At 71.3% G+C, this 23,641-nt stretch carries 22 protein-coding genes, 1 tRNA gene and 1 pseudogene; 14 read left to right on the forward strand and 10 right to left on the reverse strand.

All coding sequences use genetic code 11. From position 1 onward, the window contains the following. Positions 1 to 48: 48 nt before the first annotated feature. The 5 genes from ACFY9E_RS22595 to ACFY9E_RS22615 all read right to left on the reverse strand — a co-directional run bounded on the left by ACFY9E_RS22595 (position 49) and on the right by ACFY9E_RS22615 (position 5,984). Positions 49 to 261, reverse strand: coding sequence for a hypothetical protein (locus ACFY9E_RS22595; protein WP_390986904.1), 213 nt, complete (start codon positions 259 to 261; stop codon positions 49 to 51). Positions 262 to 285: 24 nt separating this feature from the next. Next, complete coding sequence (locus tag ACFY9E_RS22600) at positions 286 to 1,173, reverse strand: cellulose-binding protein (protein WP_390986907.1); 888 nt, start codon at positions 1,171 to 1,173, stop codon at positions 286 to 288. A 142-nt stretch (positions 1,174 to 1,315) separates the two neighbouring features. Next, positions 1,316 to 1,777: a carboxymuconolactone decarboxylase family protein gene (locus ACFY9E_RS22605; RefSeq protein ID WP_175433002.1), complete on the reverse strand. Its 462-nt coding sequence runs from the start codon at positions 1,775 to 1,777 to the stop codon at positions 1,316 to 1,318. Positions 1,778 to 1,947: 170 nt separating this feature from the next. Next, complete coding sequence (locus ACFY9E_RS22610; protein ID WP_390986910.1) at positions 1,948 to 4,971, reverse strand: SUKH-4 family immunity protein; 3,024 nt, start codon at positions 4,969 to 4,971, stop codon at positions 1,948 to 1,950. 8 nt (positions 4,972 to 4,979) lie between these two features. After that, the gene (locus ACFY9E_RS22615; RefSeq protein WP_390986913.1) at positions 4,980 to 5,984 is read right to left on the reverse strand and encodes an HNH endonuclease; all 1,005 of its coding nucleotides are present in this window, start codon (positions 5,982 to 5,984) and stop codon (positions 4,980 to 4,982) included. A 378-nt stretch (positions 5,985 to 6,362) separates the two neighbouring features. Here ACFY9E_RS22615 and ACFY9E_RS22620 point away from each other — a divergent pair, with 378 nt between their 5' ends. Together ACFY9E_RS22620 and ACFY9E_RS22625 are read left to right on the forward strand one after the other, a co-directional pair. Next, entirely contained in the window at positions 6,363 to 6,950 is a 588-nt protein-coding gene (locus ACFY9E_RS22620) for a YwqJ-related putative deaminase (RefSeq protein WP_390986916.1), read from the forward strand. 85 nt (positions 6,951 to 7,035) lie between these two features. Then, entirely contained in the window at positions 7,036 to 7,530 is a 495-nt protein-coding gene (locus ACFY9E_RS22625; protein WP_390986918.1) for an SUKH-3 domain-containing protein, read from the forward strand. Positions 7,531 to 7,554: 24 nt separating this feature from the next. Here ACFY9E_RS22625 and ACFY9E_RS22630 read toward each other — a convergent pair whose 3' ends face one another. After that, on the reverse strand, positions 7,555 to 8,856 hold the full coding sequence (locus ACFY9E_RS22630) for a histidine kinase (protein ID WP_390986921.1): 1,302 nt from the start codon (positions 8,854 to 8,856) through the stop codon (positions 7,555 to 7,557). Between the two features lie 168 nt (positions 8,857 to 9,024). Here ACFY9E_RS22630 and ACFY9E_RS22635 point away from each other — a divergent pair, with 168 nt between their 5' ends. The 8 genes from ACFY9E_RS22635 to ACFY9E_RS22670 all read left to right on the forward strand — a co-directional run bounded on the left by ACFY9E_RS22635 (position 9,025) and on the right by ACFY9E_RS22670 (position 15,511). Continuing rightward, on the forward strand, positions 9,025 to 9,897 hold the full coding sequence (locus ACFY9E_RS22635; protein WP_390986924.1) for a hypothetical protein: 873 nt from the start codon (positions 9,025 to 9,027) through the stop codon (positions 9,895 to 9,897). 11 nt (positions 9,898 to 9,908) lie between these two features. Then, positions 9,909 to 9,979 (forward strand) — tRNA-Gln (locus ACFY9E_RS22640). A gap of 134 nt (positions 9,980 to 10,113) precedes the next feature. Continuing rightward, positions 10,114 to 11,562, forward strand: a complete 1,449-nt coding sequence (gene glmU, locus ACFY9E_RS22645) for a bifunctional UDP-N-acetylglucosamine diphosphorylase/glucosamine-1-phosphate N-acetyltransferase GlmU (RefSeq protein WP_390986926.1) — start codon at positions 10,114 to 10,116, stop codon at positions 11,560 to 11,562. A 135-nt stretch (positions 11,563 to 11,697) separates the two neighbouring features. Next, positions 11,698 to 12,678, forward strand: coding sequence for a ribose-phosphate diphosphokinase (locus tag ACFY9E_RS22650; RefSeq protein ID WP_390986928.1), 981 nt, complete (start codon positions 11,698 to 11,700; stop codon positions 12,676 to 12,678). A gap of 186 nt (positions 12,679 to 12,864) precedes the next feature. Further along, complete coding sequence (locus ACFY9E_RS22655) at positions 12,865 to 13,461, forward strand: 50S ribosomal protein L25/general stress protein Ctc (RefSeq protein ID WP_390986930.1); 597 nt, start codon at positions 12,865 to 12,867, stop codon at positions 13,459 to 13,461. A 69-nt stretch (positions 13,462 to 13,530) separates the two neighbouring features. Beyond that, entirely contained in the window at positions 13,531 to 14,133 is a 603-nt protein-coding gene (gene pth / locus ACFY9E_RS22660; protein WP_283974557.1) for an aminoacyl-tRNA hydrolase, read from the forward strand. Between the two features lie 42 nt (positions 14,134 to 14,175). Continuing rightward, positions 14,176 to 14,679 carry a hypothetical protein gene (locus tag ACFY9E_RS22665; protein WP_390986933.1) on the forward strand — a complete coding sequence of 168 codons (504 nt, stop codon included), beginning with the start codon at positions 14,176 to 14,178 and terminating at the stop codon, positions 14,677 to 14,679. Positions 14,680 to 14,818: 139 nt separating this feature from the next. Further along, positions 14,819 to 15,511: an LPXTG cell wall anchor domain-containing protein gene (locus tag ACFY9E_RS22670; RefSeq protein WP_390986935.1), complete on the forward strand. Its 693-nt coding sequence runs from the start codon at positions 14,819 to 14,821 to the stop codon at positions 15,509 to 15,511. A 63-nt stretch (positions 15,512 to 15,574) separates the two neighbouring features. On the opposite strand, the gene ppc is transcribed toward ACFY9E_RS22670, so the two are convergent. Continuing rightward, complete coding sequence (gene ppc, locus ACFY9E_RS22675) at positions 15,575 to 18,307, reverse strand: phosphoenolpyruvate carboxylase (protein ID WP_390986938.1); 2,733 nt, start codon at positions 18,305 to 18,307, stop codon at positions 15,575 to 15,577. Between the two features lie 289 nt (positions 18,308 to 18,596). Here ppc and ACFY9E_RS22680 point away from each other — a divergent pair, with 289 nt between their 5' ends. After that, positions 18,597 to 19,616 carry a fatty acid desaturase gene (locus ACFY9E_RS22680; protein WP_390986941.1) on the forward strand — a complete coding sequence of 340 codons (1,020 nt, stop codon included), beginning with the start codon at positions 18,597 to 18,599 and terminating at the stop codon, positions 19,614 to 19,616. Next, positions 19,613 to 20,290, forward strand: a complete 678-nt coding sequence (locus tag ACFY9E_RS22685; protein ID WP_385664487.1) for a TetR family transcriptional regulator — start codon at positions 19,613 to 19,615, stop codon at positions 20,288 to 20,290. Before ACFY9E_RS22680 ends, ACFY9E_RS22685 begins: the two co-directional genes overlap by 4 nt. Here the strand turns inward: ACFY9E_RS22685 and ACFY9E_RS22690 are convergent. Together ACFY9E_RS22690 and ACFY9E_RS22695 are read right to left on the reverse strand one after the other, a co-directional pair. Then, positions 20,287 to 20,647, reverse strand: a pseudogene (locus ACFY9E_RS22690) (VOC family protein). The gene ACFY9E_RS22685 and the pseudogene ACFY9E_RS22690 overlap by 4 nt on opposite strands. Next, entirely contained in the window at positions 20,644 to 21,465 is an 822-nt protein-coding gene (locus tag ACFY9E_RS22695) for a trans-aconitate 2-methyltransferase (protein WP_390986943.1), read from the reverse strand. Before ACFY9E_RS22695 ends, ACFY9E_RS22690 begins: the two are co-directional and overlap by 4 nt. Before the next feature lie 127 nt (positions 21,466 to 21,592). Between ACFY9E_RS22695 and tamR the strand changes: the two genes are divergently transcribed. Beyond that, positions 21,593 to 22,090, forward strand: coding sequence for a MarR family transcriptional regulator TamR (gene tamR, locus ACFY9E_RS22700; RefSeq protein WP_215120920.1), 498 nt, complete (start codon positions 21,593 to 21,595; stop codon positions 22,088 to 22,090). Here tamR and ACFY9E_RS22705 read toward each other — a convergent pair. Then, a complete protein-coding gene (locus tag ACFY9E_RS22705) occupies positions 22,049 to 22,816 on the reverse strand; it encodes a response regulator transcription factor (protein WP_283974551.1) in 768 nt (255 codons plus the stop codon). The genes tamR and ACFY9E_RS22705 overlap by 42 nt on opposite strands. A gap of 306 nt (positions 22,817 to 23,122) precedes the next feature. On the opposite strand from ACFY9E_RS22705, the gene ACFY9E_RS22710 reads away from it, so the two are divergent. Then, positions 23,123 to 23,593, forward strand: coding sequence for a GNAT family N-acetyltransferase (locus tag ACFY9E_RS22710; RefSeq protein ID WP_390986947.1), 471 nt, complete (start codon positions 23,123 to 23,125; stop codon positions 23,591 to 23,593). Positions 23,594 to 23,641: the final 48 nt, after the last annotated feature.

Genomic DNA, 23,641 nt, shown 5'->3' on the forward strand with positions numbered 1-23,641 from the left:
GACGCCATCGGTCTCGTCACACACCGCGGGCAGGGCCCGCCGACGGTGTCACTCCGACGCCACCCGCCCCGCCCAGTCCGTCAGGCCGGCGTGGACACGGTCGATGTGAGCCCGGGCGCGGACACGCCCGGCTGCGTACGCCCGCGTGCACTCCGCGCAGCCGGTGGAAGAGACACGGCCGAGGCCGTCGCCGCCCGTGGACGCGCCCTGCGTGCCGCGCCCGCGCAGCAGGTGGGAGACGCCATCGGTCTCGTCACACACCGCGGGCAGGGCCCGGCGACGGTGTCACTCCGACGCCACCCGCCCCGCCCAGTCCGTCAGGCCGGCGTGGACTCGGTCGATGTGGGCCCGGGCGTCGTCTCGCCGCTCGGCGTGTTCGCGCAGGAGCCGGGCCGTCTCCTCCTCCACCGCCTCGGCGTCTCCGCGGGCCCGGGCGACCAGCTCCGCCGCATGGGCGTGGGCCTCTTCCTCCCGGTCGCGGGCCAAGTCCTCCGCGTCGGCGAAGGCCTGCTCGGCGTTGGACAGCGCTTCCTCGGCGCGTGTGCGCGCCTTCGCGTGGTGCGCGTCCAGGACCGCCGCCCGGCCGGCCTCTTCCCGTTCGGTCTGCGCCCACCGCTCGACGCGTTCCTTGTCCTGCTCGGCCAGCATCCCGGAGGTCCGCTGCCGCATCTCCCGCAGCGCGGCCACGGCCTCGCCCCGCTGTTCCTGCGCCTCACGCCGGGCCACGTCCCGGATCTCGTCGGCCTCGGCGCGGGCCGCCAGCAGTCGCTGCCGGGCCCGTTCATCGGCGTCGGCACGCACGGCGTCGGCGTGCGCCTGCGCGGCCTCGCGCAGGCCGGTCGCGGACGCCCGCGCCTCGTCCACGCGGTGCCGCGCCTCCCGCCGCGCCCCCTCCCGTACGGCCGCGGCCTCCTGCTCGCCGAGTTCGAAGAGCCGCCGCGCCCGCTCGCCGAGCGTCTCGTAGGTCTGCGGGGCCAGCCGCGCCACGGCCTCGCGCAGCAGCGCCAGTTCCTCGTCCATCCGCCGGGCGAGCACCGTCAGCCGGGCTGCTCTCTCCCAGGCCGCGTCCCGGTCCGCGGAGAGGGCCTCGGTGTACGCGTCGACCTGCTCGGGACGGTAGCCGCGCCCCCGCACGGCCGTGAAGCCGTGCGGTGACACCGTCGCGCTGCTCATCCGGACCCCTCTCCACCACACCGACGTGAAGTCGCGCCAGAAATGCGATGATTCAGCGCACATCTTGGTGGATCAGACGGAAGTGTCCCTAACCCGACACTCCGCTCAGAGGTCACGGGTCCACGGCAGGGCCGTCCCGCCGTCAGCCCCAGGTGGTGCCCGCGGGCTCCTGGATGGTCGTGTTGATGCGGTTGAACATGTTGGTCACCGAGACGGTGAGGATCAGCGCCGAGAGTTCCTTCTCGTCGAAGTGGTCGGCCACCTCGTCCCACAGCGCGTCCGGCACCGACTCCCCGGAGAGGTCGGAGAGCCGCGTCATCGCCTCCGTCAGCTTCAGCGCGGCGCGCTCGGCGTCCGAGAAGAAGGGCGCGTGCCGCCAGGCGGCGACGGCAGCGATGCGCTCCTCGCTCACCCCGGCCTTGCGGAGGTTGGCGACGTGCCCGTGCACACAGGCCCCGCAGCCGTTGATCTGGCTGGCGCGCAGCCCGACGATCTCCGCGACGTCCTGCGCCAGGCCGCCCTCCCCGATCGCCTGGAAGAGGGTGCCGATGCCCTTCATCGCGCCGGAAAGGACGTACGCCGGGTTCGTCATCCGTGCCTGCATGATCTCTGCCTCCTGTGTCGGCGGTGCGTCACTGTCACTGCACTGACGGAGCGACGGCAGGAGGTGTGACAGCCCGGCACGGACTTCTTCTCGGGCCGGGCACGAAGAAGCCGGGCCCGGTCGTACGCGCGACCGAACCCGGCTCCTGGCGGCACCTCAGCGGCGAGGCGTCACAGCAGCCCGTCCCACATCTGCTCCAGCAGCACCGACCACCAGCTCTCCGGCGACCCGAGCGCCGCCGGGTCGAGCGCGGCCAACTGGGCCTGGAAGTCGACGGTCCAGCGGCCCGCCTGCTCCTGGTTCAGCCCGAACCGCAGCCGCCACATCCGCCCGAGCAGCGCCAGGCAGCGCGCGAACTCCGGCAGCCCGGTGTTCACGAACTGCGGCGGTACGGGCGCCCCGCCCGGCCCCGCCTCCACCGGCACGGCGACGATGTTCGCCGTGCCGTACTGCACGCAGATCGCCTTGCCGAAGTCGCTGCCCATCACCAGATAGGCACCCGCGTCCGAGGCGGGCTGCACACCACGCTCGGCCGCCAGCTCCGCCAGCGTCGGAACGGGCCGCCCCGGCTGCGCCTGCGCCCAGAAGAACGGGCCCATGTCCATCGGCAGTCCGGCCGCCACCAGCGTGTGCGCCACCACCGGCGGCACACCCTGCCGCGACACCGCGGCCTGCTCGAACCGGAACACCCCCGGCCCGAACGCGGCCCCCAGCTCCTGCCCGATGGCCTCCGGCGGGATCGGCGGCGCCGCCTGCACCGGCGGCAGCGGAGCGCGCACCGGAGCCGGACGCGCCGGACCGTCCGCCACCTGGTGCAACTCGCCCTGATGGGCCAGCAGCTGCTGCATACCCTGCTGCCGGCTCGCGTGGTCCGTCCCGTACGGCGCGATGGACGTGATGCGTGCCTGCGGCCACTGCTCCCGGATCATCCGCGCGCAGTACGCACCCGGCAGCTCGCACGACTCCAGCTCGGTGTGCAGCTCCAGCACCTGGTCCGGGGGCACGTTCATGGCCCGCAGCTCGTGGAAGATCTGCCACTCCGGGTGCGGCGTGCCCGGCGCCGAACGACGGATCAGCTGCTGCTCGGAACCGTCCTGCGCGCGGTAGCGCAGCACGGCCTGGTAGCCGGGGCCGACGGTCGGCTGCCCGGTGGGCCGCTGCGGATAGCCGTACGCCGGCGGCTGCCCGGGTACGGGCTGGCCGGGCGGGGGCATCGCACCCGGCGGCATCCCACCCGGCGGCATCGCGCCGGGCGGCATCGCGCCGGGCGGCATCGCACCCGGCACCACGCCGTGGGGCACGGGCGCGCCGGGCATGCCGGGGGCGCCCGGCGCGGCGGGAGATGCGCCGGGGGCCTGCGGAGGCGGAGGCACACCGGGGCCGCCCGCCGGGGGCGCGGCCAGCATGGTCTCCGCGTGATGCACCGGGCCCGGGCCGCCGGGCGCGCCGGGGGCACCGGGCGGGTGCGGGGCGCCCGGAGGCTGCGGCGCACCGGGCGGGCCAGGCGGCTGCGGGGCGCCGGGCGCTCCCGGAGGCCCCGGCGGCTGAGGCGCACCCGGGCCCGTCCGGCCGGGGTCGGCAAACATCGTGGCGGCATGGTGGACACCGCCCGGGGGCGTGCCACCAGGGGCGCCCGGGGGCTGCGGCGCACCGGGCGGGCCAGGCGGCTGCGGGGCGCCGGGCGCTCCCGGAGGCCCCGGCGGCTGAGGCGGCTGAGGCGCACCCGGACCCTGCGGAGCCCCGGCCCCCGCAGGACCACCGGAACCACCAGGACCGCCGGGCCCCTCGGAACCCGGCCCGTCCGGGCCGCCCAGCCCCTCGGGACCAAGCGCCGACACGAACTGCGTGGGTACGTAACCACCCGCCGGAGTCCCCGGAGCCCCGGGCCCCGACGGCGGCGGCGTGCTGCCCGGGCGCGCACCCGGAGCACCCGGAGCGCCCGGCGGGGGCGGCGTCGTCGGACCCGCGTTCCGCGCACGACCCGGCGGCGGAGCCGCCTTGCTGGTCGCGGCGTCGGCGATGTCCCCGGCGTGGGGCGCGAGCGGCCGCTCCGGCACACCCGGCGCGGCCGGTGACTGCGGAGCACCACTCCCAGGACCGGCGGTCCCGCCACCCGCCCCCTGCGGATACCCGTACGTCGTCCCACCCGGCCCGGGCGGAGGCGTACTCGACTGCGAACTCTGCGGGCTCTGCGGGCTCTGCGGATAGCCGTAGGGCTGCCCGCCCGGCACCGGCGGAGGCGTGCCGCCCCGCGGCGTCCCACCGGGCGGCGTCCCCGGCACGCCGGGCGCGGTGGCCGGGCCCGAGGGGTAGCCGTAGCCCGGGCCGCCCACAGGGCCGGAACCGGGGGCGTGCGGACCGTCCACCGCCGGCGTCACCGCCGTCCGCGGAAGCTGGCTGCCGCCGGACATCAGGGCCGTCTTGGCGTCGGGCGTGGTCGACGGCGGCGGTGTGTCGTCTGCCTCGCTCAGCGGCGGCGCGAAAACCGTCGCGGGCAACGGCACGGACCGGTCGTCACCGGCATCGCCGTTGGTGTCCGTACCGGCCCAGGGCGTCGCCCCGGCGGGCACACCCGGCGCGGCGGAAGCACCCGGCCCGGCGGCCGAGCCGTCGTCAGCCCCGGGGTCGCTCCCCCCGGCGGCCGGCCACGCCGCACCGCTTTCCGGCGCGACGGGCGCTCCCTGCGCGGGAGTCGCCGCACCCCCGGCCGAGGCACCGGAAACGGAACCGGAAGCAGGCCCGCCATCAGCAACACCCGAACCCGCTTCACCGGCAGCCGCCGACGCGGCACCGGCCCCCGCACCACGCCGGTCCGGAATCCCCAGCTTGTCCGCCGCATCCTGCAACCACTCCGGCGGAGTCAGCAGGAACGACGTCTGATTCAGATCCACCCGCGCGGCAGGCGCCGCGGGAGCCGGCTCGTCCACCGAGTCCGGACGGCCGTACTCCTCCTCGTACCGGCGGATCACCTCACCCACCGGCAGCCCGGGCCACAGCGTCGCCTCACCACTGTCCCGCGCGATCACCAGCCGCTGCGCACCGCCGTCCGACCGCGGCCCGTCCGCCCGGTCCTCGGCCCACACCACGAACCCGAGGTCGAACTCCCGCACCCGCACCTCACGATGCTGGTACGACGGCACATCCCCGTTGATCCACTCTTCCGCGCGCTCCTGCGCCTGCGCGAAGGTCACCATCGCTGACGTCACTCCCCCACGGCCGAGGACGACACCGCGCCCACCGGCACCACACGCGCGAACCCGCCGTCCACCATCAGATTCGCCACCGTCTCCAACTCCGGCGGATTGCCCGCCAGCCGCGACAGGAAGACATCGAAGTCGTCCCCGCACGGCAGCAACAGCCGCTCCACCCGCTCCGCCGGCGGCACCGAGGGATCCACGTCCCGCGCGTCGTCGTACGCGCAGAACCACACCGAACCGATCCGCTCCCCCTTCACCTTCACGGCGAGCAACCCGCCCTGGACGAAGGAGATCCCCAGATAGTCCTTGGTCAGATGGTCACGCAGACACTTGTTGACGTACACCAGGTCATTGACCGCCGCCTCGTCACGCACCGTGAAGAAGGGCTGGTCGACCAGCAGCCCCAGCTCCGCGTCCAGCGCGGCACCCACCGGCGCACAGCCGCCGGCCGCCTTCAGGAACGACCGGTACGCACCCGGCAACCGGTAGCCGAGATCCTCCTCGACCCCCTGCACCTGCGACTCGGTCACCGCGACACCCGACTTCGGCAGCCCGAAGTGCGCCGGACGCGTCTCCTGAAGCGGCCGCGTGCCCCGCTTGGAATGGTCGACGCCCGACGTGGCCACGCCCCCGTGATGCCGCAGCAGCGCCTTCACCTCGACCGGAACCAGCTCCAGCCGCCGCGTCCCCACCACGTGATGCCACGTCCAGCCGTGCGGCGTCGCCACCGCCGGCACCGTGTCCCACAGCTCGTGCCCGGACGCCGACAGCGCCGTGTTCGCCGACACGTAGTCCGTCAGCCGCAACTCGTCGACGCCGAAGCCCTCCGGCGGCTCCGCGATCTCCGCGGCCGCGCGCGCGTAAGCCGAGAAGTCGGGGTAACCATGCTCGTCGACCCGTACCCCTCTCGGGTGACGGGCCGCCCGGACCGGATCCGGGAAATGCACGACCTGCCCGGCGTAGGCCGCGTTCGGCGGCGCGGCTTGCTGCCCGAGCCGACCTGTCGTCATGGCGGTTGCCCCCTGCGGCACTCTGTACGACCCGTATTCACCACCTTTGGCGCACTACGACCCGTATCGACTGTCACGTCTTCTGTCTCGACTTCACTGCACGTCACCGCAGGCACCGACCCTCACGGATCACCCTCCGGTTCACGGCATCGATCTCCGAACGGATCACCGCATCGCCCGCGGTGCCGACAGCCTATGCGGTACGACGACACCGGTCACCGGCACCGGCCGGCGCCCCCTCCGCTTCCGTGACCGGCCGTCACCCCACCGTGACGGCACCCCCCGCTCCGGGCGTGTCGCAGCGCCCCAGCTTCCGCACCAGCCACGGCATTTGGCAGTCTGTGACCCCCGGGGGGATGCACGGAGGGGAAGACGATCATGAACGCGACGCAGACGGGGCCACACACCGGCAGGCCCGCCGACCCACGAAACGGCGACCCGCGAGCCGGCACCCGCGACACCGGCCCCCTGGCCGGCGACCCGCGACACGGCGACCCCCGCATCGGCTGGAGCGCCACCGAAGCCGCCCACGCCCCCGTCCTCCGCCACCGCCGCGACGGCATCCTCCCCACCATCGCCGCCGCACTCTCCGTCCGCGGCGCCACCCTCACCGGCACCGCCGCCCGCGGCGACACACCCCCCGCCCTGCACCCCCTCGTCCAGGACTTCCTGGACACCCTCACCAGCGCCCAGCGCGACCGCTTCACCGGCCGCTGCGCCGAAACCATCCTCATCTCCCGCCACATCGCCGCCGCCGACACCGCCCGCAGCAAACGCGCCGCGCGCAAACCCATGACCAACGGCGAGGCACGCAAAGCCCTCAAGCAGGCCAAACTCACCGCCCGACGCATCCGCGAGGACGGCGACCCCCTCCACGGCAGCTTCGCCACCCCCTGCCGCGCCTGCACCGCGCTCAGCGCCCACTTCGGCGTGCGCATAGTCGACCCGGCGTCCCGGAACAACTGACGCCCCCACCCCCACCCCCCGCACCACCGGACACCCCGGCGCGCCCCTCACGCCACCCCTAAAACCTCGACGAGACGAAGGGCAGATGCACACCGACCGCACCTCCACCACCCGCTTCGCCGTGCCCGTCGACGCCGCCCTGCGCGCCGCCGGCTGGCAACCCGGACGCTGGGACATCAAACAAGCCGAGATCTGGGCCGACGCCCTGCGCGACCACGCCTCCCCCGCCGGCCACCGCCACACCGTCTTCCCCGCCGCCGTCGAGGCCTGGGCCGAATTCGGCGGACTCCACATCACCCCCACCGGCCCCGGCCGCCAGGTCGCCCCCGCCACCCTCCACCTCGACCCGCTGCACGGCCTCCACATGGCCCGCACCCTCGGCGACCTCGGCCGCGCCCTCGGCACCGACGTCTGCCCCCTCGGCGCCGAAACCGACAGCCAGGCCCTCCTCGCCATCGACACCGACGGCCGCGTCTACACCCTCGACCACACCGGCGACTGGTACCTCGGCCCCGACATCGACCAGGCCCTCGCCACCCTCATCACCGGCACCGACCCCGTACGCCTCACCACAGGCTGACCACGCAACCCGCCCCCGAACGGGCTACGACGCCGGAATCACCGCCGACACCCGGAAACCCCCCGCATCCGTCGGCCCGGACACGAACACCCCACCCAGCGCCGACACCCGCTCCTTCATCCCCACCAACCCGTTCCCCCCGGACGGCAACCGCGCCGACGACCCCGCCTCCTCGGGCGGCTCGTTCTCCACCTGCATCGCGATCTCCGACACCCGATGCGCCAACCGCACATACGTCTTCGCCCCGGCCGCATGCTTGTGGACGTTCGTCAGCGCCTCCTGCACCACCCGATACGCCGTCTGCTCCACCAACGGCGCATACGACCGGGCATCCCCCTCCACCGAGAACGCCACCACCATCCCCGCGGCAGCCGACTGCCCCACAAGCTCCTCGATCTCCGCCAGAGACGGCCCGTCGTCATCCGCCGCCCGCGAAGCCGCAGCAGCCGCGGCCACCCCCACCGCCGCCAACGGCACCGACGCCGCACGCTCACGCCGCACGCCGTCCCCACCGCTGCGCAGCACCCCGAGCATCTCCCGCAGCTCCGTCAGCGCCTGCCGCCCCATGTCCCCCACCAGCGCGGCATTCCTGACCGCCTTCTCCGGATCCTTCCGCGCCACCGCCTGCAACGCCGCGGCATGCACCACCATCAGGCTCACCCGATGCGCGACGACATCGTGCATCTCCCGCGCGATCCGCGTCCGCTCCTCGTTCCGGGCCCACTCGGCCCGCTCCTCCGCCCGCTCCGCGAGCAACTGAAGCTCCCGCTCCAGACTGTCCGCCCGCTCCCGCAGGCTCTCCATCAGCCGCCGCCGCGCCCCCACGTACAGACCCAGCAGCACCGGAGGCGCCGTGAACCCCAGCGACATCGTGATCGCCGCGAAGGGCACGAACCAGTCGCCCAGTTCCAGGTCCCCACGCGAGACGTCCTGCTGCGTCTTCACGAACGTCACGATGAGCGTCCCCACCAGCGACATCCCGGCCAGCGAGGCGATGATCCGCCGGGGCAGCTCGGCCGCGGCCAGCGTGTACAGGCCGACGACGCCCATCATCAGGCCCATCTCCGCGGGCGTGATCGCTATGGCCACCAGCACGACCGCGATCGGCCACCGCCGCCGCACGAGCAGCACGGAACCGGCCAGCGACCCGAAGACGACCCCCGCCGCCACCGGGATCCCGGCGTCCCTCGCGAACGGGATCCCCTCCAGCGCGCACTCCAGCGCGGACACCACGGCCAGGCTCACATCGAACACGGCACTACGCCGCCTGGCCCACCACCACGGCCCTCCCCGGGCCGTCACATGGTCTTCCCCCGTCGCGGTCATGTCTCCCAGCCTACGGGCGGCCACCGCCGGTTTTCCGGTGAGTTTCCCGGACCGGCCCGCACCACACTCCGTGACCGTTCGGCTGCGATACCGCCCGATATCCCTCGAACTGCTGAATCGCTCACCGTTCGACCCCGGAAGTAGCCATTCCACCCGGACGGTATGCGTATGACACATGCACCTGGCAAGTACGCGGACTTCGAGGGGCTGCGGGAGAGGGCGGTGGAGCTGCGGCGAGCGGGGCTCAGCCGCCGGCAGATCCGTGACCGCCTCCACGTCGACAACAACGACATCCTCAACCGCCTGCTGGAGGGCGAACCTCCGCCGACATGGACGAAGCGCCCCAACGCGAAGGACGACCTGCGCGAGAAGGCCAGGAACCTGCGACTCCAGGGCTGGACGTACGACCAGATCCAAGTGGAGCTGGGGTGCTCGAAGAGTTCGATCTCCCTGTGGGTGCGGGATCTGCCGAAGCCCGAGCGGAAGCGAACACCCGAGGAGGCGTCAGCGATCGCGAGGCGGGGCTGGGAAGCCACGATGCGCCTGCGCGATCAGAAGCGGCAGCGGACCAAGGAAGCAGCCAAGCAGGCGGTCGGCGCACTGTCAGTCCGCGAGCTGTTTCTCCTGGGAGTCGGCCTGTACTGGGCGGAGGGCGGCAAGGACAAGCCCTACGAACGCCGCGAGAACGTCTGCTTCGTCAACAGCGATCCCGACATGATCGGGGTGTTCCTGGCCTGGCTCGACCTGCTCGGGGTGGAACGCGAGCGCCTCAGGTTCACGGTGATGATCCACGAGTCGGCCGATGTGGCAGGCGCCGAGAGGTACTGGGCCGGCCTTGTGGGTACCGATCGCTCCGCCTTCAACAAGACGACGCTGAAGAGGCACAACCCGAAGACACGCCGCAAGAACGTCGGCGATTCCTATCGGGGTTGCCTGGTCGTCAAAGTACTGAAGGGTGCCGATCTGTACCGTCGCATCGAGGGCTCCTGGTACGGCATAGTGGAGTCCGCACGCAAGGCCGATCTTCCGCATCGGACATAGCGTGCGCTTAATCCCGGATCGTCTAAGGGCAGGACAAACGGTTTTGGTCCGTTGAATGAGGGTTCGAATCCTTCTCCGGGAGCCCACAGAGCACACCACCTCAGTTCGGGTCCTGACCCACAACCCCTCGGTCAGGACCCGCACCCATGCCCCCCACAAAACCCCCCGGTATCCTGCGGATGTCACCCCACCCCATCCACAGCCGAAGGGCATCCCGTGAGCGCCAACCGCCCGGCAGCCGTCGTCGTTCTCGCAGCGGGTGAGGGCACCCGTATGAAGTCGGCCACACCCAAGGTCCTGCATGAGCTCTGCGGCCGCAGTCTCGTCGGGCACGTGCTCGCCGCCGCCGGCGAGCTGCGGCCCGAGCACCTGGTGGTCGTGGTCGGCCACGCCCGTGAGAAGGTCACCGCCCATCTCGGCGACATCGCCCCCGACGTCCGCACCGCCGTACAGGCGGAGCAGAACGGTACGGGGCACGCCGTGCGGATGGGTCTGGAGGAGCTGGGCGGGTCCGTCGACGGGACCGTGGTCGTCGTGTGCGGGGACACTCCGCTGCTCACCGGCGCCACCTTGCGGGCCCTCGCCGAGACCCACTCGGCCGACGGCAACGCGGTCACCGTGCTGACCGCCGAGGTGCCGGACGCGACGGGGTACGGGCGGATCGTCCGTGACGACGCCACCGGAGCCGTCACCGCCATCGTCGAGCACAAGGACGCCACCGACGCCCAGCGGTCGATCCGTGAGATCAATTCGGGGGTGTTCGCGTTCGACGGTCAGTTGCTGGCGGACGCACTGAAGAAGGTGCGGACGGACAACAGTCAGGGCGAGGAGTACCTGACCGATGTGCTCGGGATCCTGCGTGAGGCCGGGCACCGGGTGGGGGCGTCGGTGGCCGGCGACCACCGTGAGATCGCCGGCATCAACAATCGTGTGCAGCTGTCCGAGGCCCGCCGGATTCTGAACGACCGGCTGCTGACGGAGGCGATGCTCGCCGGTGTGACCGTCGTCGACCCGGCGACCACGTGGATCGATGTGACGGTCACGTTCGAGCAGGACGCCGTCGTCCACCCGGGCACGCAGCTGCAGGGTGCGACGCATCTGGCCGAGGGTGCCGAGGTCGGGCCCAACTCGCGGCTGACGGACACGCGCGTGGGTGCGGGTGCGCGGGTGGACAACACGGTGGCGATGGGCGCCGAGGTGGGTGCCGAGGCGACCGTGGGGCCGTTCGCTTATCTGCGTCCGGGGACGCGGCTGGGCGCCAAGGGCAAGATCGGGACGTACGTCGAGACGAAGAACGCGTCGATCGGGGACGGGACGAAGGTGCCCCACCTCTCTTATGTGGGGGACGCGACCATCGGGGAGCAGACCAACATCGGCGCCGCGAGCGTGTTCGTGAACTACGACGGGCAGGAGAAGCACCACACGACCATCGGTTCGCACTGCCGGACGGGCTCGGACAACATGTTTGTGGCGCCTGTCACGGTGGGGGACGGCGCGTACACCGCGGCCGGGTCCGTGATCACGAAGGATGTGCCGCCCGGTTCGCTGGCCGTGGCCCGTGGTCAGCAGCGGAATATCGAGGGTTGGGTGGCTCGGAAGCGTCCGGGGAGCGCGGCCGCGAAGGCGGCTGAGGCGGCTTCCCGGGAGTCGGCCGGAGAGGGCTGACCGGAAACCGATGCCTCAAACACGGCGTACGGTGATAAGTGCACACCCGCACCCCCACCAGCTGAGACGGCCTCCGGCAAGCCGGCTGCGAGGTCTCTCGACACCCAGCTGCGAAACCTCTGAGGAGACAGTGCTGTGACCGGGATCAAGACGACCGGCGAGAAGAAGTTGATGTTCTTCTCCGGCCGCGCCCACCCCGAGCTTGCGGAGGAGGTCGCCCAACAGCTGGGTGTCGGGGTAGTCCCGACGAAGGCCTTCGACTTCGCGAACGGTGAGATCTATGTGCGGTATCAGGAGTCGGCGCGTGGTGCCGACTGTTTCCTGATCCAGAGCCACACGGCTCCGATCAACAAGTGGATCATGGAGCAGTTGATCATGATCGACGCGCTGAAGCGTGCGTCGGCTCGCTCCATCACGGTCATCGTGCCGTTCTACGGTTACGCGCGGCAGGACAAGAAGCACCGTGGGCGTGAACCGATTTCGGCGCGTCTGATCGCGGACATGATGAAGACCGCGGGTGCGGACCGGATCCTGACCGTGGATCTGCACACGGACCAGATCCAGGGTTTCTTCGACGGTCCGGTGGACCACCTGTTCGCGTTGCCGCTGCTGGCGGACTACGTGGGGCGGAAGGTGGACCGGGCGAAGCTGACGGTCGTGTCGCCGGACGCGGGCCGGGTGCGGGTGGCGGACCGTTGGTGCGACCGGCTGGGTGCGCCGCTGGCGATCGTGCACAAGCGCCGGGACAAGGATGTGGCGAACCAGGTCACCGTCCACGAGGTCGTGGGCGAGGTGAAGGGGCGCGTGTGTGTCCTGGTGGACGACATGATCGACACGGGTGGGACGATCTGTGCCGCTGCGGACGCGCTGTTCGCGCACGGTGCGGAGGACGTGATCGTGACGGCGACGCACGGTGTGCTGTCGGGTCCCGCGAGCGACCGTCTGAAGAACTCGCGGGTGAGTGAGTTCGTGTTCACGAACACGCTGCCGACGCCGGGTGAGCTGAGCGTGGACCTGGACAAGATTTCGGTGTTGTCGATCGCGCCGACGATCGCGAATGCGGTGCGTGAGGTGTTCGAGGACGGTTCGGTGACGAGCCTGTTCGACGACCAGTAAGAGCCTCTGGTCGGGCTTGTGTAGATCGTTTTGGGTGCGGCCTCCTGCTCCGAGTAGACTGCTGAAGTTGCTCGGCGAGGGAGGCCGTTCCCGTTTCGGGACGCGGTTGTCCGTTATCGACGCGCTCTTCGTAGCAGGCCGTTCGTGGCCGGGTGACCACGTCCGTTCTGATTTCGAGGAGTGATTATGTCCGAGGTGAAGATCTCCGCCGCGACGCGCACCGAGTTCGGCAAGGGTGCCGCGCGCCGTATCCGTCGTGAAGACAAGGTTCCGGGTGTTCTGTACGGGCACGGTTCGGACCCGGTGCACCTGACCCTGCCGGGCCACGACCTGCTGATGGCGCTGCGTACGCCGAACGTGCTGATCGCGCTGGACATCGACGGCAAGACGAACGAGCTGGCGATTCCGAAGTCGGTGCAGCGTGACCCGCTGAAGGGTTTCCTGGAGCACGTGGACCTGCAGCTGGTCAAGCGTGGCGAGCAGGTCAACGTCGAGATCTACGTCCACACCGAGGGTGAGCTGGCCCCGGGTGGGAACCTGCTGGAGCACGTGCTGAACGCGCTGCCGGTCGAGGCCGAGGCCACGCACATCCCGGAGTCCGTGACCGTCTCCGTCGAGGGTCTGTCGGCCGGTGACTCCATCCTCGCCAAGGACATCCCGCTGCCGAAGGGCACGACGCTGGCCGTCGAGGGGGACACCGTCGTCCTGCAGGTCCTGGCCGCGCAGGCCGAGGAGGCCGCTGAGGGTGAGGAGACCGGGGGCGAAGAGGCCGCTGAGGCCTGATCCTCTTCGTCGTCGTTTCGTCGGCCGCTGTTCCCGTGTGGGGCAGCGGCCGACGCGTATGAAGGAGACATGGACGTGACGACCGATGCCGCCGCTCCCTGGCTGATCGTGGGGCTGGGCAATCCGGGGCCGGAGTATGCGGGGAACCGGCACAACGTGGGTTTCATGGTGGCCGATCTGCTGGCGGACCGGGTCGGGGGGAGGTTCAAGCGGGCCGGGCGTGCGCAGGCGCAGGTCGTGGAGGGCCGGATCGGTCCGCCGGGGCCGTTGAACCGGCGGGTGGTTCTGGCGAAGCCGATGTCGTACATGAATCTGTCGGGTGGGCCGGTGAATGCGCTGCGGGAGTTCTACAAGGTGCCGGTGGGCCATGTGGTGGCGGTGCATGACGAGCTGGACATCGACTACGGGGCGTTGCGGCTGAAGCTGGGTGGCGGGGACAACGGGCACAACGGTCTGAAGTCGATGACGAAGGCGTTCGGTGCGGAGTATCACCGGGTGCGGTTCGGGATCGGGCGGCCGCCGGGGCGGATGCCGGTGGCGGATTTCGTGCTGAAGGATTTCTCGTCGGCGGAGCGCAAGGAGCTGGACTACTTCGTGGACCGGGCGGCGGACGCGGTGGAGGCGTTGGTGATCGAGGGGCTGGAGCGGGCGCAAAGCACGTACAACTCCTGACTTGTCACCCCCTGAGGTTGACGGGCCGTTCAGGCATGGCCAATGATCCCGGCCATGCCTGCCCATGCCGCTTCTTCCCGTCAGGCCTCGGTCGCCGTGCTGCGGTTCGGGCGGTTCGCGGCGATGGGGACGGTCGCGGTGCTGATCCTGATCGCGGGTGTGTGGGCCTCGTGGGGTACGGCGCAGCATGTGATGCTGACGAAGGGCCGGGAGCGGGGCACGGTCGAGGTGACGCGGTGCGGGCCGGACCGGTGCTCGGGCCGGTACACGCCGCTGTCGGAGGGTTCGCTTCCGCGGCCGCGGGTGGTGCTGGAGAAGTCGGTCGCGGTGGAGCAGGGCCGGACCTACACGGTGGTGATGAAGCCCGGCGGTGACGAGGCGGTGCGTTCGGGCCCGGCGGGGGTCCTGCATGCGTGGATTCCGCTGGGTGGTGCGCTGTTGCTGGCGTCGGTGGTGGTGGCGGGTGGTCTGCTGCGGACGCGCGCGGCGTGGGTGTTGGCGTTGTCGGGGGTGGCGTTGCTGACGGCCGCGTTCGTGACCGTCTGAGGGGTTGGGGCGTTCTCTCCTTCTGTGGAGGGGCGGAGGCGTTGTGTGTTCGTGATTGACGTGCCGCCGGGCGAGGCTGGAAGCTGAGCCGCCCCCTCCACATCTTCCCGGTCACTTCTCGAAGATGGACTACCTCTCGATGCGAACTCTCTCGCGTTTCGGCGCTGTCTGCGCCGCCGCTTCCGCGGTCCTCCTGCTCGCTCCGGCCGCCGAGGCCACTCCGCCGGGTGACAACGGCACGGTGAAGATCCATGACGCCTCGACGGGTGAGGAGCTGCGCCGTAACGAGCCGCATGTGTGCGCCTTCTACCTGGACGCCTTCGGTTTCGACGGCGTCCAGGAGGTGGACTGGCGCATCGATGCCATCCCTCCGAGTGAGAACAAGGGGGAGACGGTGAAGTCGGGTGCGCTGACGCTGGACGGCCAGGGTCACGGCCGCAGCGAGGACCTGTCGCTGCCCGACGGGCACTACAAGCTGTTCTGGACCTTCGAGGGGGAGAAGGGGTCCGCCAAGCACAAGGTGTTCTGGACGGACTGCGAGGACGAGCAGGAGCCGGGTGGCGGAACGCCGTCCGGGTCGGCGTCCGTTTCGCCTTCGCCGGGGGCGTCGCAGGCCCCGTCGGGTGAGCCGGGTGCGTCGGCGTCCCCGAGTGCGCCGGCCGGTGGTGGTGTGCCGGCGTCCTCGTCGCCGTCGCCGCAGGGCGGTGCTGAGGGTGACCTGGCCGAGACGGGCAGCGGGGCGCCGGTGGGTCTGCTGTCGGGGGTGGCGGCGGTGCTGCTCGCGTCCGGCGGGTTCCTGGTGGTGCGGCGGCGCGGGTTCGGCCGCGGCTGACGTGGAACGGCCGTGCCCCCGAGCTGTGTACGGGCTCGGGGGCACGGTGGTGTCCGGGGTGGTTCAGCCGGTGTTGCGCAGGCCGGCTGCCACGCCGTTGACGGTGAGCAGGAGGGCGCGGGCGAGGAGCGGGTCGGTCTGTTCGGCGGCGGCGGCCGCGTCGCGCTGGCGCTTGAGCAGGGCGACCTGGAGGTAGGAGATGGGGTCGAGGTAGGCGTCGCGGATGGCGAAGGTCTGCTTCAGGACGGGTTCGGCGTCGAGGAGTTCGTTCTCACCGGTGACGCGCAGGACTTCGCGGACGGTGAGTTCGTGTTCGGCCTTGATGGTGTCGAAGACGTGCTTGAGCTCGTCGGGGACGAGGGTGTCGACGTAGTGCTGGGCGATCCGCAGGTCGGTCTTGGCCAGGGTCATCTCGACGTTGGAGATGAAGTTGCGGAAGAAGTGCCACTGTCCGTACATCTCGTCGAGCACGGTGTCCAGGCCCGCCTCGCGCAGGGCCTTGAGGCCGGAGCCGACGCCGAACCAGCCGGGGACGATCTGCCGGGACTGGGTCCAGCCGAACACCCAGGGGATGGCGCGCAGGCCGTCGAGCGAGACGCCGGAGCCGGGGCGGCGGGAGGGCCGGGAGCCCAGGTGCAGGTCGGCGAGCTGGTCCACCGGTGTCGACGCGAGGAAGTACGTCGGCAGGTCGGGGTCCTCGACGAGGCGGCGGTAGGAGGCGTGGGCGGCGTCGGAGACGACGTCCATGGCGGCGTCCCAGCGGGCGAGGGCCTCGGTGGACTGGCGGGGTGCGGTGTGCAGGGCGGAGGCCTGCAGGGTGGCCGCGACGGTGAGTTCGAGGTTTTCCCGGGCGAGGGACGGGATGAGGTACTTGTCGGAGATGACCTCGCCCTGCTCGGTGACCTTGATCTCGCCTTCGAGGGTGCCCCAGGGCTGGGCGAGGATGGCGTCGTGGGTGGGGCCGCCACCGCGGCCGACGGTGCCGCCGCGGCCGTGGAAGAGGCGCAGGCGTACGCCGTAGCGGTGGGCGACGTCGCGCAGGCGGCGCTGGGCGCGGTGGATCTCCCACTGGCTGGTGGTGATGCCGCCGAACTTGGAGGAGTCGGAGTAGCCGAGCATGACCTCCTGGACGTCGCCCCGCAGCGCGACCAGGCGCCGGTAGGACGGGTCGGAGAGCATGTCCTCCAGGATGGTGTCGGCTGCCTTGAGCTCGTCGGTGGTCTCCAGCAGCGGCACGATGCCGATCTTGGCCCAGCCGGCGTGCAGGTCGACGAGGCCGGCCTCGCGGGCGAGGACGGCGGCGGCGAAGACGTCGTCGGCGCCCTGGCACATGGAGATGATGTAGGACTCGATGACCTCGGGTCCGAAGACCTCCAGGGCCCGCTTGACGGTCTGGAAGACGCCGAGGGTCTTCTCGCCGGGCGCGTCGACGGGGGCCGGGGTGGGGGCGAGCGGGCGGCGGGAGCGCAGTTCCTTGGCGAGGAGCTTGGCGCGGTAGTCGCGGGGCATGTCGGCGTAGCGCCAGGATTCCTCGCCGAGCCGGTCGAAGAGCTGGCCGAGGGCGTGGTGGTGGGCGTCGGCGTGTTCGCGGACGTCCATGGTGGCGAGCTGGAGGCCGAAGGCGGCGAGGGTGCGGATGGTGCGGGCGAGGCGGCCGTCGGCGAAGAGGCTGCCGCGGTGCTCGCGCAGGGAGTCCTGGATGATCCGCAGGTCGGCGAGGAGTTCGCCGGTGCCGAGGTAGTCGCGGCCGGCCACGTGGGGGGTGCCCTTGGCGAGGCGCTTCTTGGTGTTCTCCAGCTTCTGCCGGATGCAGGTGGCCTTGAGCCGGTAGGGCTCTTCGGCGTTGAGGCGCTTGTAGCGGGGGCTGATCTCGGGGAGGTTCTCCAGGTCGGCCTGGAGGGAGGTCAGCAGTTCCTCGGTGGCGCCGGCGTAGCGGATGGAGTTCGACAGGAAGCCGCGGAGTTCGTCGATCGTCTCCAGGGCGTCGTTGATGCCGTGCTCGTGCTGGAGGATGAGGACGTCCCAGGTGACCTGGGGGGTGACGTTGGGGTTGCCGTCGCGGTCGCCGCCGATCCAGGTGCCGAAGGTGAGGGGGCGGGTGTCGTCGGGGAGCTTGACCCCGGCGCGCTCCAGTTCGGCGGTGAGGTCCTCCAAGACGTCGCCGACGGCGCCGGCGTGCAGTTCGTCGAGGTAGTAGATGGCGTTGCGGGCTTCGTCGGCGGGCTCGGGGCGGACGACGCGCAGTTCGTCGGTCTGCCAGACGAGGTCGATGTTCTCGGCCAGCCGGATGTCGAGGCGGCGGCGGTCGGACTCGATGACCGGGGTCTCGAGGAGCGCGGCGATGCGCCGGAGCTTGTTCAGGACGGACCGGCGTGCGGCCTCGGTGGGGTGGGCCGTGAACACGGGGCGGACGTTGAGGTTGCGGACCGTCTCGCGCAGGTGTTCGGGGTCGGCGTCCTTGAGCCGGTCGGCCGTACGGGCGAGGAGTCCGCCCTCGGCGGCGCGGCGGGCGCGCAGCTCGCGGCCGCGGTGTACCTGCTCGGTGACGTTGGCCAGGTGGAAGTAGGTGGAGAAGGCGCGGACCAGCTTGGCCGCTGTGTCGAGTTCGGTGCCGCGCAGCAGCTCGGCGGCGGCCTCGCCGTCCTCTCGGGTGAGGCGGCGGACCTTCTCGACGAGTTCCAGCAGCTCAGGGCCTTCTTGGCGGACGAGGGTCTCGCCGAGGAGGTCGCCCAGCCGGCGGATGTCGGCGCGCAGCTCGCTGCTCGTCGTCGTGGTCTGGTCGTCGGCACTGCTCACAGGTGCGGCTCCTTGCAGTGTTGAAGCTCGTCTGGGAGGGGAACCCGGACGGCGTCTCGCGCGGCGGGGCGCCGCTTACGGTCCGGTCATCCGGGAAGAAATCAGAGCGGACCGCGCTGTCCGACCGACTCCAAGGATAGGTGTCGGCCGGACGCGCAGGGGCGGGGGCTCTTGCCGCCGGGCGGCGCACTGCCATACTTACGATGCCGTAGGTTACGGAACCGTAGGAAGCACGGTTCCGCTGGCCCGGCGACTCCTTCTCCATCCACATACCCCCCAGGGGACGCGTATGACCAGTAGTTCCGATGTGATCGAGGACGCCGCGAAGGCACCCGGTCAGCACACCGACGCCGCAGCGGACTCCGCGACGCTGGGCGGCGAGAAGAAGCGGTCCATCGAGCAGATCGCCCTCCTCCTCTTCATCATCGTTCCGTTCCTCGCGCTGCTGGCGGCCGTGCCGCTGGCGTGGGGCTGGGGGGTGAGCTGGCTGGACCTCGGCCTGATGGTCTTCTTCTACTACCTGGGATGCCACGGCATCACGATCGGCTTCCACCGGCACTTCACGCACGGTTCCTTCAAGGCCAAGCGGCCGCTGAAGATCGCGCTGGCGATCGCGGGGTCCATGGCGGTCGAGGGGCCGCTGGTGCGCTGGGTGGCGGACCACCGCAAGCACCACAAGTTCTCCGACGCGGAAGGCGACCCGCACTCGCCGTGGCGGTTCGGTGAGACGCTTCCGGCTCTGATGAAGGGCCTGTGGTGGGCGCACATCGGATGGATGTTCGACGAGGAGCAGACGTCTCAGGAGAAGTACGCCCCGGACCTGATCAAGGACAAGACGCTCCGCAACATCTCCCGCCAGTTCGTCCTGTGGACGGTGGTCTCGCTGGGGCTGCCGCCGCTGATCGGCGGTCTGGTGACGATGTCCTGGTGGGGCGCGTTCACCGGGTTCTTCTGGGGTTCGCTCGTCCGGGTGGCCCTGCTGCACCACGTGACCTGGTCGATCAACTCGATCTGCCACGCGGTCGGCAAGCGCCCCTTCAAGTCGCGTGACCGCTCGGGCAACGTGTGGTGGCTGGCGGTGCTGTCCTGCGGCGAGTCCTGGCACAACCTGCACCACGCCGACCCGACCTCGGCGCGGCACGGGGTGATGCGCGGCCAGCTGGATTCGTCCGCCCGGCTGATCCGCTGGTTCGAGATGGCGGGCTGGGCGTACGACGTGCGCTGGCCGTCACGCTCCCGTATCGATTCGCGCCGTAACACCAGGGAAGGCGGCTCCCAGCGGGGGAAGGAACCCGCCGAGGCGGCATGATGGTCGCTGTGGCGACCGACTCGAGCAGCACCCCCAGCAATGACAAGCCGCGGCGAGCGCGTCGCACCCGGATGACCGGTGCGGAGCGCCGCCAGCAGCTGCTGGAGATCGGCCGCACGCTCTTCGCGGCGAAGGGGTTCGAGGGCACGTCGGTGGAGGAGATCGCGGCGAAGGCCGGGGTCTCCAAACCGGTGGTCTACGAGCACTTCGGCGGCAAGGAAGGGCTGTACGCGGTCGTGGTCGACCGCGAGATGCGGCGCCTGCTGGACATGGTGACCAGCTCGCTCACCGCCGGTCACCCCCGCGAACTGTGCGAACAGGCGGCGTTCGCCCTGCTGGACTACATCGAGGAGTACACGGACGGGTTCCGCATCCTGGTCCGCGACTCCCCCATCCCGCAGTCGACGGGCACCTTCGCCTCGCTGATCTCGGACATCGCCACGCAGGTGGAGGACATCCTGGGCCGCGAGTTCAAGAGCCGCGGCTTCGACCCCAAGCTGGCCCCGCTGTACGCCCAGGCCCTGGTCGGGATGGTCGCCCTGACCGGCCAGTGGTGGCTGGACGTGCGCAGGCCGAAGAAGGCCGAGGTGGCCGCGCACCTGGTGAACCTGGCGTGGCACGGCCTGGACGGCATAGAGGCCAAGCCGCACCTGATAGGGCGCCGCAAGGCCTAGTGCGGTTCGAGGAACTCCAGGCGGTTGCCGACGGGGTCCTGCGCGTAGAAACGCTTGTGCCCGGGCAGGGCGTGGTCCCAGTGGACGGTCGCGCCGCCGGCCTCCAGCCGGGCGGCGTAGCCGTCGATGCCGCTCACCCGCAGTCCGGGGTGGGCCTTCTTCGCCGCCCGGAAGTCCTCCTCCATCCCCAGGTGGAGCTGCACCGTCCCGGCCCGGAACCAGCACCCGCCCCGCCGGGCGAGCTCGGGCGGGTTTCGGGATCTCGGTCATGCCGAGGACGTCGACGTAGTACGCCCGCAGCCGCTCCTCGCTCCCGGGCGGCGCGGCGAGCTGGACATGGTCGAGGGCGGTGATCACCGGCTCTCCTTCCGGGCGACGGCGAACACGCGGCGGAACGGGAAGGGCGTGCCGTGCGGCCCGGCCGGATAGGCCTCGCGCAGGGCCGCCCGGTACTCGGTGACGAAGGCCTCCCGCGCCTCGGGATCGTCGGCGAGCGCGGTCAGCACGGGCCGCAGCCCGGTCCCCTTGACCCAGTCGAGCACCGGGTCCTGGCCCTGGAGCAGGTGGATGTACGTCGTCTCCCACACGTCGGCCGTGCAGCCGAGGGACGTGAGCCGCTCGTGGTAGGCCTCGGGTGCGAGGACGGCGTCGGCGTGGCGCAGGGTGCCGTCGAGCCGGCCGCGCCAGCGCGGTGAACCGGCGAGTTCGCGCATGAGCCGGTGGCTGGGGGCCCCGAAGTTGCCCGGCACCTGGAAGGCGAGGGTCCCGCCGGGCTTCAGTCCGGCCACCCAGTCGGCGAACCGCTCGGCATGCCCCGGCACCCACTGGAGCGTGGCGTTGCTGACGATCAGGTCGTGCGGCTCGTCCGGCGTCCACGTCCGTACGTCGGCATGGGCGAAGTCGAGGCGTCCGCCGCCCGCGGTCGGCCCTTCGTGATCGACGTGGGCCTTGTCGAGCATCTCGGGCGAGTTGTCGTAGCCGGTGATCCGGGCGGTGGGCCAGCGGGCGGCGAGCAGCGTGGTGACGTTGCCGGGGCCGCAGCCGAGGTCGGCGACGCGGGGGCGGCCTGCGGGCGGGTCGGGGACGCGCGCGAGGAGGTCGCCGAAGGGGCGGGCGCGGTGGCCGGCGTGACGGAGGTACTGGGCGGGGTCCCAGGTGGGGGCGGCTGCGGGCATGGGTCCTCCTGGTGTCCTGGTGGTGACCGTACGGGACGCACACCCAGCGTGATCCCGAAAGTATCTCGATGTCAAGAAACTAGATGTCAAGAGACTCTACGTCGACACAACCACTACACTGATCGTCATGGAGGACGAGGTCGATCGGCTGGTCGCAGCGTGGCGCCGAGAGCGCCCGGACCTCGACGTGGAACCGCTCGAGGTGCTCAGCCGTGTCAGCAGACTGGCCCGGCACCTGGACCGGGCGCGACGGCTGGCGTTCTCGGAGCACGGCCTGGAGCCGTGGGAGTTCGACGTGCTGACGGCCCTGCGCCGCGCGGGCACGCCGTACCAGCTGTCGCCGGGTCAGCTCCTCACGCAGACCCTGGTCACCTCGGGCACGATGACGAACCGCATCGACCGCCTGGCGAAGAAGGACCTGGTGGAACGGCTTCCCGACCCCAGCGACCGCCGAGGCGTCCTGGTCCGGCTGACGGACGAGGGACGGGACCGCGCGGACCAGGCCCTGGCGGGCCTGCTGGACCAGGAGCGCGCGATCCTCGCGGAGCTCTCCCGGGCCCAGCGCGGTGAACTGGCGGGGTTGCTACGCCAGCTGACCGCCCCGTTCGACAACATCCCCGGCTAGGTCGGCGGGTCCGACCCCGGCCCGCCGGGCCAGGGCGACGGCGGCGAGCGTGGAGTGCACGCCGAGCTTGCCCAGGACGTTCTGCATGTGCGTCCGCACCGTGTGCGGCGACAGATACAGGCGCTCGGCGACTGCCTTGCGCCCCAGCCCCGCGACCATGCACCGCAGCACCTCCCGCTCACGCGGAGTGAGGGACTCGACGAGCCGCTCGCTCTCGGTGCGGTGCTTGCGGGCGGCGGTGAGCTCCCGCAGCACACCGGTCAGCAGGGCGGGCGGCAGATGCGTCTCCTCCCGCAGCACGCCCCGGATGACCGTGAGCAGCCGGGACAGCGAGCAGTCCTTGGCGACCCAGCCGGAGGCGCCGGCCTGAAGGGCGAGCGCGGCACGCCGCGGGTCGTCCTTCTCGGCGAGCACCACGATCCGTACGTTCGGCTGCGCGGCACGCACTCCCGTGACGAGGGAGATCCCGTCGACGAGCCCGTCCTCGTTGCCCTCCTGCACGGGTACGGCCGGGCGGGTGCCCGGCACCTTGCCGCCCAGATCGGCGTCCACGAGCAGCACGTCGAAGCGCCGCCCCTCGGCGACCGCCCGCTCCAGGCTGCGCAGCGCGGCCGGACCACTGCCGGCCGCGGAGACGTCGACGTCCGGCTCGGCCGCCAGGGCCGCCGCGAGTGACTCGGCGAAGATGCGATGGTCGTCGACGACCAGGACACGAATGCGAACCACGAAACCCCCTTCCCCGAGCTCCCGAAGAGCAGGGGCTACCCCATCGTCGGAGGATGACACCGCGCGGGTACGACGCCGGAGTGTCCGGATCTGCCGCGTCCGACCGTCCGTCGGTGCCGCGGCAGCCTGTTCGGGTCGCCGCAGCCGCACGGCCGCCGCCGTGCAGTACCGCTACCCCACCCCGGGCGTCGTACCCGGCTGTCTCGCCCCCTGAGCGGCACCGGCCCCCACCGGTGCTGTTCATCAGGGTACGGACGGGGGCCCGGAGCGGAAGGTTATTTGCAGAACTGACTGTCCGACGCGTTTATGGTGTGCCGCATGTTCCGTCTTGAGACAGAAGTCGACAAGGCCCGACGTGATCTGCTCCGCACCCGCCTGCGGGACACGAACACAGCCGCCTCTCCGATCCTGCGCGCCCTGCGCGGGACACCGGACGAAAGGGACGCCCCCTTGCACGTGTGGGCTGTGAACGACCGGGACGACGACCTCGCCGGCGGCCTGGTCGGCCACACCTGGGCGACCTGGCTCCACGTGACCTACCTCTGGGTCGACGAACGCCACCGCGGCAGGGGCCTGGGCGCACGGTTGCTCGCGGAGGCGGAACACATCGCGACATCGTCCCGCGGCTGCCGCTCGGCCCGCCTGGAGACCTGGGACTTCCAGGCACCGCGGTTCTACGAGAAGCAGGGGTACCAGGTGGTGTGCGTGGTGCCGGACTACCCGCCGGGGATCACGGAGTACACACTGACGAAGAGGCTGGGCCGAGGGGGCCGTTGACCGGTGACCGGACAGCGTTGATCTGGCGTCCGCGGGCGAACCGACCTG

It is taken from the genome of Streptomyces sp. NPDC012466 (assembly GCF_042955215.1).
GTDB lineage: Bacteria > Actinomycetota > Actinomycetes > Streptomycetales > Streptomycetaceae > Streptomyces.

Bases quoted from the DNA above. Each gene is read 5' to 3' on its own strand.
- ACFY9E_RS22600 (WP_390986907.1), bottom strand. From the start codon at position 1,173: ATGAGCAGCGCGACGGTGTCACCGCACGGCTTCACGGCCGTGCGGGGG.
- ACFY9E_RS22605 (WP_175433002.1), bottom strand. From the start codon at position 1,777: ATGCAGGCACGGATGACGAACCCGGCGTACGTCCTTTCCGGCGCGATG.
- ACFY9E_RS22610 (WP_390986910.1), bottom strand. From the start codon at position 4,971: ATGGTGACCTTCGCGCAGGCGCAGGAGCGCGCGGAAGAGTGGATCAAC.
- ACFY9E_RS22615 (WP_390986913.1), bottom strand. From the start codon at position 5,984: ATGACGACAGGTCGGCTCGGGCAGCAAGCCGCGCCGCCGAACGCGGCC.
- ACFY9E_RS22620 (WP_390986916.1), top strand. From the start codon at position 6,363: ATGAACGCGACGCAGACGGGGCCACACACCGGCAGGCCCGCCGACCCA.
- ACFY9E_RS22625 (WP_390986918.1), top strand. From the start codon at position 7,036: ATGCACACCGACCGCACCTCCACCACCCGCTTCGCCGTGCCCGTCGAC.
- ACFY9E_RS22630 (WP_390986921.1), bottom strand. From the start codon at position 8,856: ATGACCGCGACGGGGGAAGACCATGTGACGGCCCGGGGAGGGCCGTGG.
- ACFY9E_RS22635 (WP_390986924.1), top strand. From the start codon at position 9,025: ATGACACATGCACCTGGCAAGTACGCGGACTTCGAGGGGCTGCGGGAG.
- ACFY9E_RS22655 (WP_390986930.1), top strand. From the start codon at position 12,865: ATGTCCGAGGTGAAGATCTCCGCCGCGACGCGCACCGAGTTCGGCAAG.
- pth (WP_283974557.1), top strand. From the start codon at position 13,531: ATGGACGTGACGACCGATGCCGCCGCTCCCTGGCTGATCGTGGGGCTG.
- ACFY9E_RS22665 (WP_390986933.1), top strand. From the start codon at position 14,176: ATGATCCCGGCCATGCCTGCCCATGCCGCTTCTTCCCGTCAGGCCTCG.
- ACFY9E_RS22670 (WP_390986935.1), top strand. From the start codon at position 14,819: ATGCGAACTCTCTCGCGTTTCGGCGCTGTCTGCGCCGCCGCTTCCGCG.
- ACFY9E_RS22680 (WP_390986941.1), top strand. From the start codon at position 18,597: ATGACCAGTAGTTCCGATGTGATCGAGGACGCCGCGAAGGCACCCGGT.
- ACFY9E_RS22685 (WP_385664487.1), top strand. From the start codon at position 19,613: ATGATGGTCGCTGTGGCGACCGACTCGAGCAGCACCCCCAGCAATGAC.
- ACFY9E_RS22695 (WP_390986943.1), bottom strand. From the start codon at position 21,465: ATGCCCGCAGCCGCCCCCACCTGGGACCCCGCCCAGTACCTCCGTCAC.
- tamR (WP_215120920.1), top strand. From the start codon at position 21,593: ATGGAGGACGAGGTCGATCGGCTGGTCGCAGCGTGGCGCCGAGAGCGC.
- ACFY9E_RS22710 (WP_390986947.1), top strand. From the start codon at position 23,123: ATGGTGTGCCGCATGTTCCGTCTTGAGACAGAAGTCGACAAGGCCCGA.